The sequence below is a fragment of the Haladaptatus sp. genome, from assembly GCF_049589095.1.
In the GTDB taxonomy this organism is placed as follows: domain Archaea; phylum Halobacteriota; class Halobacteria; order Halobacteriales; family Haladaptataceae; genus Haladaptatus.
The window spans coordinates 1-10367 of the sequence record NZ_JBAWAC010000654.1 but is presented as its reverse complement, the minus strand read 5'-3'; the positions used below and the strand labels follow the sequence as shown (position 1 = coordinate 10367).

Annotated in this window: 15 protein-coding genes; 5 read left to right on the top strand and 10 right to left on the bottom strand. The window is 59.1% G+C overall.

Annotated elements, in window-relative coordinates; all coding sequences use genetic code 11:
• On the top strand, positions 1-772 hold a 772-nt coding region (locus WBV42_RS20630; RefSeq protein WP_423987699.1), incomplete at its 5' end, for a glutamate--cysteine ligase.
• Between the two features lie 4 nt (positions 773-776).
• On the opposite strand, the gene WBV42_RS20625 is transcribed toward WBV42_RS20630, so the two are convergent.
• From WBV42_RS20625 to WBV42_RS20610, 4 genes are all read right to left on the bottom strand, one after another.
• Entirely contained in the window at positions 777-980 is a 204-nt protein-coding gene (locus tag WBV42_RS20625) for a hypothetical protein (RefSeq protein ID WP_423987698.1), read from the bottom strand.
• A gap of 107 nt (positions 981-1087) precedes the next feature.
• Entirely contained in the window at positions 1088-2392 is a 1305-nt protein-coding gene (locus WBV42_RS20620; protein ID WP_423987697.1) for an RNA-guided endonuclease InsQ/TnpB family protein, read from the bottom strand.
• 94 nt (positions 2393-2486) lie between these two features.
• Entirely contained in the window at positions 2487-2711 is a 225-nt protein-coding gene (locus WBV42_RS20615; protein ID WP_423987696.1) for a hypothetical protein, read from the bottom strand.
• Between the two features lie 92 nt (positions 2712-2803).
• Positions 2804-3001, bottom strand: a complete 198-nt coding sequence (locus WBV42_RS20610; protein ID WP_423987695.1) for an HVO_2901 family zinc finger protein — start codon at positions 2999-3001, stop codon at positions 2804-2806.
• A 119-nt stretch (positions 3002-3120) separates the two neighbouring features.
• Between WBV42_RS20610 and WBV42_RS20605 the strand changes: the two genes are divergently transcribed.
• Positions 3121-3396 carry a helix-turn-helix domain-containing protein gene (locus WBV42_RS20605; protein ID WP_066138817.1) on the top strand — a complete coding sequence of 92 codons (276 nt, stop codon included), beginning with the start codon at positions 3121-3123 and terminating at the stop codon, positions 3394-3396.
• Positions 3397-3418: 22 nt separating this feature from the next.
• Here WBV42_RS20605 and WBV42_RS20600 read toward each other — a convergent pair whose 3' ends face one another.
• Positions 3419-3646 (bottom strand): hypothetical protein, encoded by a 228-nt coding sequence (locus tag WBV42_RS20600; protein WP_253228409.1) that lies wholly within the window; start codon positions 3644-3646, stop codon positions 3419-3421.
• A gap of 53 nt (positions 3647-3699) precedes the next feature.
• Positions 3700-4755, bottom strand: a complete 1056-nt coding sequence (locus WBV42_RS20595; protein WP_423987694.1) for a zinc-dependent alcohol dehydrogenase family protein — start codon at positions 4753-4755, stop codon at positions 3700-3702.
• 124 nt (positions 4756-4879) lie between these two features.
• On the opposite strand from WBV42_RS20595, the gene WBV42_RS20590 reads away from it, so the two are divergent.
• Positions 4880-5914 carry a YihY/virulence factor BrkB family protein gene (locus tag WBV42_RS20590; RefSeq protein ID WP_423987693.1) on the top strand — a complete coding sequence of 345 codons (1035 nt, stop codon included), beginning with the start codon at positions 4880-4882 and terminating at the stop codon, positions 5912-5914.
• A 68-nt stretch (positions 5915-5982) separates the two neighbouring features.
• Here WBV42_RS20590 and WBV42_RS20585 read toward each other — a convergent pair whose 3' ends face one another.
• On the bottom strand, positions 5983-6420 hold the full coding sequence (locus tag WBV42_RS20585) for a hypothetical protein (RefSeq protein WP_423987692.1): 438 nt from the start codon (positions 6418-6420) through the stop codon (positions 5983-5985).
• Positions 6421-6590: 170 nt separating this feature from the next.
• On the opposite strand from WBV42_RS20585, the gene tuf reads away from it, so the two are divergent.
• On the top strand, positions 6591-7856 hold the full coding sequence (tuf, locus tag WBV42_RS20580) for a translation elongation factor EF-1 subunit alpha (protein ID WP_423987691.1): 1266 nt from the start codon (positions 6591-6593) through the stop codon (positions 7854-7856).
• Between the two features lie 530 nt (positions 7857-8386).
• A complete protein-coding gene (locus WBV42_RS20575) occupies positions 8387-9025 on the top strand; it encodes a uracil-DNA glycosylase family protein (RefSeq protein ID WP_423987700.1) in 639 nt (212 codons plus the stop codon).
• Here WBV42_RS20575 and WBV42_RS20570 read toward each other — a convergent pair.
• The 3 genes from WBV42_RS20570 to WBV42_RS20560 form a co-directional block, all read right to left on the bottom strand.
• Positions 8991-9179 (bottom strand): hypothetical protein, encoded by a 189-nt coding sequence (locus WBV42_RS20570; protein WP_423987690.1) that lies wholly within the window; start codon positions 9177-9179, stop codon positions 8991-8993. The genes WBV42_RS20575 and WBV42_RS20570 overlap by 35 nt on opposite strands.
• A 172-nt stretch (positions 9180-9351) precedes the next feature.
• Complete coding sequence (locus tag WBV42_RS20565; RefSeq protein ID WP_423987689.1) at positions 9352-9540, bottom strand: DUF7576 family protein; 189 nt, start codon at positions 9538-9540, stop codon at positions 9352-9354.
• An 87-nt stretch (positions 9541-9627) separates the two neighbouring features.
• Positions 9628-9978 (bottom strand): hypothetical protein, encoded by a 351-nt coding sequence (locus tag WBV42_RS20560; RefSeq protein WP_423987688.1) that lies wholly within the window; start codon positions 9976-9978, stop codon positions 9628-9630.
• Positions 9979-10367 lie beyond the last annotated feature (389 nt).

The following is a 10367-nucleotide window of genomic DNA, read 5'->3' as shown; positions in this document are numbered from 1 at the left end:
GATATACGGCGACGACGTGGAGTACGCGATGAACTGTGCGGGGACGCACGTCCACTTCGATAAGGGAAACGTCGTTCGACAGTTGAACCTGCTGACGGCGCTCGACCCCGCGCTGGCGCTGGTCTGTTCCTCGCCGTACTACAACGGGAGCAAACTGGCCTGTTCGTCCCGCGCGGCGGTGTATCGCTACGAATCGCACTCGACGTTCGCCCGCTACCGCGACCTCTGGGACTACGTCGAAAACGAGGACCAGTGGGAAGCCCGAATCGACGAGCAGTACTACATTCTCAAACTCATCGCGCGGGAACGCGGTATCGATCCCGAAACGTTCAACGAACATTTCGACCGCGAGGATGCCGTGCTGACGCCGGTTCGGCTTCGCCACCGCTCCCCGACGGTCGAGTGGCGCGCCCCGGACACCGCCCTGCCGAGCGAGATAATCCGCCTCGTGGGTGAAGTGACGGAACTCATGCATCAGACGGACTACAAGGACGTGGTCGTGGGGGAAACCGGAATCCGGACGGAGCAGATCGGAATCCCACCGTTTCCGGAGCTTCGGGGTCTCAGCACGGCGGCCATCAGCGAAGGAATCGGGTCGCTACGCGTGCAGGATTACCTGACCACGATGGGGTTCGACGTGACGCGCTATCACCCCATTTCGGAACAGATGGAAGGAGGATGGACGCTTCCACACGAAGAATCGCTTCGCCTCCGTCGTGAGTTCGCCGACGCCCTCCGCGAGGATATCGACGGGCTGATGGGCGAGAACTGAACCGTCACTCGTTCGCCCGAAAGCCCGACAGCACGTCCAACCACGAGACGAAGATGAACGCCCCGATGACGGCGCTCATCGTCCCGCCGAACAGGTTCGCCATTCGCTCGGTTATGTGTTCGGTCTCCGAGATAGTGAGCGAATAGACGCTCTCATGGTCGATGACGTACGAATGATTCCACAACGAGTCCGGCGGTTTGCTAGACATATGATACGATCCGTGCAGTTTCGCATGACCGAACGCGATTCTGGCCTCGTCCGGTGACATCCTCCCTGCCGTTCACGGCGGGGCTTCCCGTACAGCAGTTGGGATATTTACGGTTTGTAGATGCCCGCTGGTTCAGCGAACGTCCCCTGTCCACTACTCGGGTCGTGTTCTCCACGACGGAACAGGTTGACTACAGGACGTGCCACACGCCCGCTACTCCTATCCTCGGAAGATTGGGGATTCAGAGTTACCTTTTCTGCTTGGTCTAACCGACACCGAATGTTCTCTGCGCCATTCGAGTCGGCATTCATCACAGCGTCACACCCACGACAGACGTACAACCCACGCTCCACACAGTTAGCATCTCGCTTCTGCCCACAACACGAACACGTCTTCGATGTGTCTCGCTCACTCACCGTGACCACGGCGATACCTTCGGCTTTCGCCTTGTACGTGAGCAGGTTCGTGAAGCGGTCGAACGCCCACCCGTGCAAGCCTTCGTTACCACGGTCACCCCAGTTACGGAATTCGCCAGTTTCGTCGTCTTCACGGATACCTTCGAGGTTGCCGACAGCAATCGTTCCGACATCCTGTTCAACGCATTCTGCGACGATGTGTCTGGTGACGGCGTGCAGGTAGTGCGACCGACGCTCGGAACGCTTCCGTCGGAGTCGAAGTGCCTTGTTCGACCGGGAGGAGTTACACTTCGCTATTTCCTTGGCGAAATATCGTTCGTCGGTCTTGAGAGCGTTCCCCGGATACAACTCGTGGTTGTCCGTGGAATACGAGACGGCGGCGAAGTTCGAGATGCCAAGATCTATTCCGGCGGTTTCGTCGCCGGGGGACTCGGCCTCGATTTCATGTTTGCACACGATGTGGAGTTCCCATTCATCGCCGTTCCAGACGGCTTTGACTTGGCGGATGTTCTCGACAACAACGTCTGGTCGAGTCTCGATTTCGCAGAGGATGAAGTCCGACCAGTGTTCTTTGAGGTTTCGGCCTTTGGAGAGGCGAATCCGGTTGTTGTGGGAATCATGTTTGAAGCCGTCTTCTTTGAACGTGACTGTGGAACGTGGGTGTTCGCCGTTGTGTTTGCGGTACTTCGGTGGGTTTGCGCGGTCGTCCCCGTTTCGGCGCTTGGCGTACCAACCGTAGAACGCTTCAACGAGTTCTTCGATGACTCGCTGACTCGACTGAGAATTGAGGTCGGCGTAGCGTTCGTGGTTCTTCAGGTATGCCTTGAGTGGGCCATCCTCGGGGATTGTCCCTGTTTCGTTCCAGATACGGTCACACGTCCATCGTGCGATGTTCCAGAGTTTCGAGGCGGCAAACCCGAGCGAGTCCAAGTCACTCTGCACTTGTTGCTGGTTCTGTATGGAGGCAACGTAGGTGCGATTGACTTGGATCGCCATACATAGGCTATGTAGATAAACCTACTTAATGATCTGGATTGGCGTTGAATTTCCGGCCTGCCATCGTCGGTGGACTGTGGAGGTGTTGTCGGATTCACTCCCGCCGTAAACGGCGGGATTCTCTCCTCGAAAAAGATAGGTCGCCGTACCTGACTGACGAAGAACGCACGCCGAGATCGTTCTTGTCCGCTTGCTGTATCGAGAGGGTGTACGTCGTCGAGCTTTGCGGCGGCTGAATGAGTGCGTACCCGGCCAGAACGAGACCGGCCACGAGCATGAGCGTTGCGAGCGCCTGAATCAGGAAACTGTCAAACCGCAATCGATGGTCGTTGTGGCGTCGGCGGGGAACTTAAAGGGTTTCTATCGAACGTGGGGAGAAAGAAACCGAACCACTCGATTGGAAGTCGAACGTTATCGACGCGAGGGAAGAACGTCCCCTACAGGGTAGAGGTCCTCCCGGATACCCGCGCCGTCGCAGTCCTCGTTCGGACACCGATAGTGCCAGCCGTCGTCTGTCGCAGCGTCGGCGTCGAATCGTTCCCCACATTCCTGGCAGAACAACCGGTCCATGTCCGAGGATCGCGTTCTGCTTGCAAGTTCAGGCTGCATATCACTATATTCACAGGCATCAATGAAAGAACCTGCGTTTTTTCTCCGGTGACACGGATGTCACCGGGTTACTATAAGGTTAGCGAGCGGTTTAGTGGGTTGGTTCCGTTGGAAACCGTATGGAGAAGCAGACCCTGACCTGCCTATGTGAGCTACCGCCCAGTGCGAAGCTCGTTTTCAAAGTTCTGGAGTACAGTGGTTCCCATACGCAGAAGGAAATCGTTCAGCGGTCACGGTTGTCCGCACGGACGGTCAGGAGCGCGCTGGAGAACCTGACGGAAATCGGAGCCGTCACGGAGGAAGTGTACATCCCCGACGCACGCCAGCGACTCTATCGGTTGGACGAGACGGGCGACTGGGACCAGGTGAACTGTCTGAACGAAGTGCCGGTCTAGATCGGAAACCAGCGAAACGATTCTACGCGAATTTTCGAACCCAGTACGTCCAGTCCAGCGTCTCGCCAGCCAGTAGCCAGAGACCGACGGCGAACAACGACAACGGGAGGGTTACCAGCAACAGCCACCCCACCAGCCCGGTATTCGTCATCATCGCCCCAGCGATGAGGAAGAACGCGACGAACGGCGTTGCCAAGAGAAGAGCACCGATGAGGACGGCACGTTGGAGGGAGAGACCGTCGAAAGTCATACATCAAGTTAATTTTCCAAATAGGTAAAATATCCGGTAGAAGAAGGCAGAAACTACGAAAACTCGACGACCTCGATACCGGACGTGCCGAAATCGTTCATCGCGGCGAGGCGGTCGGGGACGTCGGCCAACGAAACGGTCTTCGTCACCAGTTTGCCGGGCGAGATGGAACCACGCTCCATCATCCGAAGCAGTTCGGGGTAGCGAGTCGGCGGCATCCCGCGCGAACCGAGAAACGTGATTTCGCGCATCGTCATGGCATCCGTCGGGAACGGGATTTCGCCTCGTTCGTCGTCCGTGGTCAACCCGAGTTGCACGTGTTGCCCTCGCGGACGGAGACAGTCGATGGAGTTGCGGCAGGTTTCCGCGATGCCCAGTGCATCGACCGAGACGTGCGCCCCGCCGATTCGCGCGTGAATCACCCTCGGCACGTCCACCTCGTCGGCGCGGAGCGTCTCGTCAGCGCCGAGTTCCCGCGCCGTATCGAGTTTGTCCTCGTCCAAATCCACCGCGAGGACGTTCGCACCCAACGCGTCCGCGACGTGAACCGCCGAGAGTCCGACGCCGCCACAACCGTGAACCGCCACCCAATCGCCCGGCGTCAGATCGGCACGGTGAGCGAGGGCGTGATACGCCGTGACGAACCGACAGCCCAGACAGGCCATCTCGACGGGGGAGACGGCGTCGGGAAGTCCCACTGCATTGTAGTCGGCGTACGGGACGTGCACTTCCTCGGCGAACGCGCCGGGCGCGGCCTCCTCGAAACCGAGCGCGATACCGTTCGCACAGACGTTGCCGTGGCCGTTCCGACAGTACTCACAGTGCCCTCGTCCGAGGTTGAACGGCACCGCGATTCGGTCTCCCTCCGCGATGTCCGTTACCCCCTCGCCGACCTCGACCACTGTTCCCGCGGGTTCGTGACCGAGGATTTGGCCGAGCGGGACTTGGTCGTCGGCCCATTCGCCGTGGCCTTGCCACGCGTGCCAGTCGCTCCGGCAGATGCCACACGCCTCGGTTTCGATGACGACGCCGTGGTCTTCGGGGTCCGGACGCGGCACGGCTTCGATTTCGAGGGGTTCGCCGTACTCTCTGAGGACTGCGGCTTTCATACACGAAAGTGGGACGAGAAGGGCTTAAAACGGCGGGACGGGGCAAGCAGGATTCGTTGAAATGACGAGCGATATTCGTGGGATGACAAGTGGAACTTTTAGGCTCCCTCCCCGTACATCGGGTATGAACCCTCGGCTCCGTCGTGTGGTCTCGCTGAGTCGGGACATCGTGCAGGAGGTGCGGGAGGAGAACATCAAGTTCATGGCGGGGAGCATCGCGTATCACTCGTTCGTCTCCCTGCTTCCCGTCCTCCTGCTGTTGACGGTCATCGTCTCCACCGTCGGCGGTCAGCAACTCGCGGAACAATTGGTACAGGAGATCGGTTCCTACCTCCCGGCGAGTGCCAACATCTTCCTCAGAAACGCGATCACGGGCGCACCCTCGCCCGGCGACTCCATCGTCGTGGTCGGAGTGCTTCTCTGGGGGACGTTCCGCATCTTCCGAGCGCTCGACGCCGCATTCGCCGACATCTACGACGTGGAACGGAAGACCTCGTTCGTGGACGAACTGGAGGACGGTATCGTCGTCCTCGTCGCACTTGTCCTCGTCGTCGTTACCATCGGCGTGACGAGCGCGACGCTTCCGACACCGCAACGGGTTCCGTTCGACAGTTCGCTGACAGAGATCGTGTCGGTACTCGCCCTCGGCGTCGCGTTCTTCCCGATGTACTATGTCTTTCCGAACATCGACGTTTCCATCCGCGAAGTCCTCCCGGGCGTGGTCATCGCGGCGGTGGGGTGGCAACTCCTACACGCGATTTTCCACATGTACGCCCAAGTGTCGGCGTACAACACCAGCCTGTACGGAACCATCGGAAACCTCCTGTTGGTCATCGTCTGGCTGTACGTCGGCAGTTTCGTCATCCTGTTCGGCGCGGCGGTCAACGCCGTCCTCGCCGGGCGGACGGGCGACCGGGCCGCAGGAATCGGGAACGGGGTGATACCGAACGGCGGTGTCGAGGACGAAGAGGGGTTCGGCGAGGCGCTCCATCAACTCACCGAACGGGCGCGCGAGAACGGGGTTTCGTCGGACGGGATACGGAAGCAGTTGCGAGAGGAACTGACGTTGACGGACGGAGACGGTAGGGAAAGAGGGAGCAGTGGAGGGAGCGACGATAGGGACGACGCCCGGAAAGAGGGGGCACGGAGGAGGAGTTGACCGAAGTCGGGTGGTGTGGGATTTCAGTCTCTCCCCTCGGTCGATGTGTGAATCCAACGAGTAGGTGCTCAAGCGGATTTTTCCGTGGGCATCACGTTTCTCCCTGCGTATCCGAGGAGGAAGCCGAGGATACCGGGGGGCACGCCGAACGCCAGTCCCCAACCGACACCGAGGAGGAGTGTCCCAACGGCTGTCGGACTGCTGGTTTGTCCTTCGCCGATGATTCGGATGAAGAGGGCACTCACGGGAGCGAGACACAGGGAGACGCTAACGATGATGCCGCAGTTTCGATACGCCTGCCACCCCGCCAGTAGAACCAGTAGCGTCGCCGCACCGTAGACGACCACCCGTCCGGGGACGATGGAATACACGGTTTGGTCGTACCCGGAAACGGAGATGGCGAGGACGAGGGTGAAGAGACCCACCGCAATCGCTCCCCATCGTTTGGTCAGGCCGAGGTCGTCACCGATGAGGAACGCTTCAAAGCTTCTCTGCGGCGCTTCCATACGGTAGCATTCGATCCGGTTCGCATCAAACTTCCGACGCGATCGACCGTGTATTCCATCTAACCGTCGGATCGTCCGGTCGGCGCATCTCCTCCCACGGATTTTGATGGAGTCGGCACAACTGTTTTCCTCATTCGTACCGATACGTTCCCTACACGGGGGAATGGGGAATGCCAGACAAACCACACCAGAACCTAGCGATTATCGGCCACGTCGACCACGGGAAATCCACGTTGGTCGGCCGACTGCTCTTCGAAACGGGAAGCGTCCCGGAGCACGTCATCGAACAGCACAAGCGCGAAGCCGAGGAGAAAGGCAAAGGCGGATTCGAGTTCGCCTACGTGATGGACAACCTCGCGGAGGAGCGGGAACGCGGCGTCACCATCGACATCGCCCATCAGGAGTTCGACACCGACGAGTACTACTTCACCATCGTCGATACGCCCGGCCACCGTGACTTCGTGAAAAACATGATCACGGGCGCGAGCCAAGCCGACAACGCGGTCCTCGTCGTCGCAGCGGACGACGGCGTTGCACCGCAGACACAGGAACACGTCTTCCTCGCGCGCACCTTGGGTATCAACGAACTCATCGTCGCGGTCAACAAGATGGACTCGGTCAATTACGACGAGGACCGCTATCGTGAGGTCGTAGACGAAGTGACGAAACTGTTGAATCAGGTCCGCTTCGACACCGAGGACGCGTCGTTCATCCCGATTTCGGCACTCGCGGGCGACAACATCGTCGAACAGAGCGACGAGATGCCGTGGTACGACGGTTCGACGGTCCTCGAAGCGCTGAACGACCTGCCGATGCCGGAAGCACCGACCGACGCGCCGCTCCGCCTGCCGATTCAGGACGTGTACACGATTTCGGGAATCGGGACCGTTCCGGTCGGACGCGTCGAAACCGGCATGCTGAACATGGGCGATACGGTTTCGTTCCAACCCAGCGACGTAAGCGGGGAAGTGAAGACCATCGAGATGCACCACGAGGAAGTTCCCGAAGCGGGGCCGGGAGATAACGTCGGCTTCAACGTGCGTGGGGTCGGGAAAAACGACATCCGACGGGGAGACGTCTGCGGTCCGGCGGACGACCCGCCGAAGGTGGCGGACACGTTCACGGCCCAAATCGTCGTGATGCAACACCCGTCGGTCATCACGGCGGGCTACACGCCGGTGTTCCACGCCCACACGGCACAGGACGCCTGCACCATCGAATCCATCGACCAGAAAATCGACCCGGCCAGCGGCGAAGTCGTCGAGGAAAACCCGGACTACATCCAGAGCGGCGACGCCGCCGTCGTGACCGTCAGGCCACAAAAACCGCTCTCCATCGAACCGTCCTCGGAGATTCCCGAACTCGGGAGTTTCGCGGTGCGGGACATGGGCCAGACCATCGCGGCGGGCCGAGTGCTGGAAGTGAACGAGAAGTAACCACGAGCGTTCGTCCCACGATTTTTTCGCGTTCGACACTCCCGGGAGCGGCGCATCGACCACCGAACACATCCGCAGAAATGAGTCATGCGTCTCATCTCGAAAGTATGTGGGGGAAGTACAAACCACATATTCAAATTATTTCGCTCTTGAGACCGCATTTGTACTGTTATTCCGGCAATGGGTTCCCAATGGAGGGATTTGGGCACTAAAACCACCACAAAGACTAAATAGTAATCTGCCATTGTAGAATATGCTATGACATACCAGGAAGGAGGGAACGAATAAGAATTGGATCACCCACGAAAATCCACGGCTTTGCGCCTGTCAAATCTATACCTCTGTGTCTGGTTCGGTGCATCACTCAATGCATCTACCGTTTTCAGTGTTCATACACGCGACGGACGATCGTAGAATCTCAGCCAGTCAGCGATGAGATTCACCCGTACCGACGCGCTTTTTCATACGGAACTGCTACGAAAGGTGTGAAATGGCTCCACGAAGAAGGACGGGTACGTAACCCGTTCGGAATGCGACCCTCCTGTCAGTGTGAAGAACGGCACGACGGGGACTGTGCAGTGTTCGGCTACGGCGACGCGAACGCGGATTTCCATCTCATCGGCGACCACCCGGGAACGCACGGTGGTACCGAGACGAACGTCCCGTTCACCGGCGGCGAAGCCGGCGAAAAACTCCAACCGGTGCTGAACGACGTCGGCCTCCTCGGCGACGTGTACAGCAACGAACCGACCATCGCCAACCTGTTCATGAGTTACCTCCACATGAGCAGGCTTCCCGACGGTCGGCCACCGACCCCGAAGGAGTACGACGACATGGAGCGCTTTTTCGACGCCGAACTCAGAGCCATCGCGGCACACGTCCTCCTGCCGGTCGGAGAAACGGCGACGGAACACGTCTTCTGGGAGTTCACCGCGCAGGCAGACAAATACGGCTTCGACGGCGGAACACCGGACATGGCGGCGCTGCACGCCGAAGAGATCAAGGGACGGGGGTTCCTCGTCGTTCCGATTCGTGATCCCCGCGAGTGGGATGCGGACGACGGCGACGAACTCCGCGAGCGCCTGACCGGGATCCTTTCGTCGGATTATCAGCAGTCGGTCGATCTGGGACGGTTCATGCCGGGTGCTGACCCGTACGTGGTTCGGTGATCACGCGAACGATCCCGACGACGATTCCGGCGAGGAGTTCACCGGCGAGGAGCGCGACTGGGATCGCGACGAACGAAACGGCGAGAAACCCGAACGCGATGCCGACGATGATTGCAACTCGTTTCCACCGCGATTCCGGACGTTCGAACTCCATAACCGAACCATGGTTCCGAGACGGGTAAAAATCGCTGAGCGTTTCGGAGACATCCGTGGGAAAACTACGGGTATGGTCGGATTACCGCGTACAGCCGAACGGTGGGGGATGGATCGGCGGAACGGCGTATCGGTGGAGCGACGGATCGGAACGGCGGATAGTTTTCGAGATACTACGGAAACGGACCGGTCCACTCGTCCAGACAATCCTCGCTACAGAAGTGGAGCGTCACGTTTTCGGTTTGATTGGCGGTGACGCTGTGACGAACGATGACCGTGGGGTGGTACTCACCGAGATCGACGAGCGTCCCGCAGTTGGTACAGGGCGAAAATTCCTCGTCCGGGTGGGGAGTGTCGGGCATGGATTGACCACGACCCGGACGTGCCTAAACGTATGGACTTGTCGCCCGGCCTGCGTCGGTCGAAGATGAAGAGATCGAACGGCGTGGCTAGTCGGAACGGGCGGCGTCCCGTTCGACCGGAATCGTGTTTTCGACCGCTTCGCGCACGTCCTGATAGAGGACGGAGAACGCCACCGCGCGAATGAACACCTCATAATCGGCGTGCGTGTCGGTCACATCCTCGGCGACGATCTCGTTCACCATCTCGATCTCCGGTTCCCGTTCGGAGAGTTCACAGACGCGTAGCGACACGTCCCGATTCCAGAGGTCGCCGATACACTCCCCGACAGAACAATACAGCGCGGCGCGCATGCTCATCCCGGTATCGATCCGATCGTTGACTTTTCGCGCGAGTCGCCGGACTATCTGCCGATACTCCCGTCCATCGAAGTTCGCCATCGTCGGAGAAAGGTTCCATTTCGGGATAGTAAAAGACCGATGACGCTCCCGTCGAGGAAAACGAACATATCGACTGCATAAACGTACCAACTCGCTGTCAGAAGATAAATTAGAGCTTTATCATTGACGTAGACCCAATACCTTTTTAAAATCCACGTCCGATATTGAACTACATGGCACGCGAGCAACGAAACGATCGATTACCGAGACGCCAGTCCGTCTCGGTCCGAAGTAACGACGACACTCTCTGCCCGGATGGTAGCCTCCAATCTGATGGGATTCACTTCTACGATGGATCATTTCACTCCAACGGAACCCCTTGCCGGACAGCGATTCGAGGAGCGGAAAGCACCGCATACCGGGGACTGAACAAATGAGCGTCAGTTCCG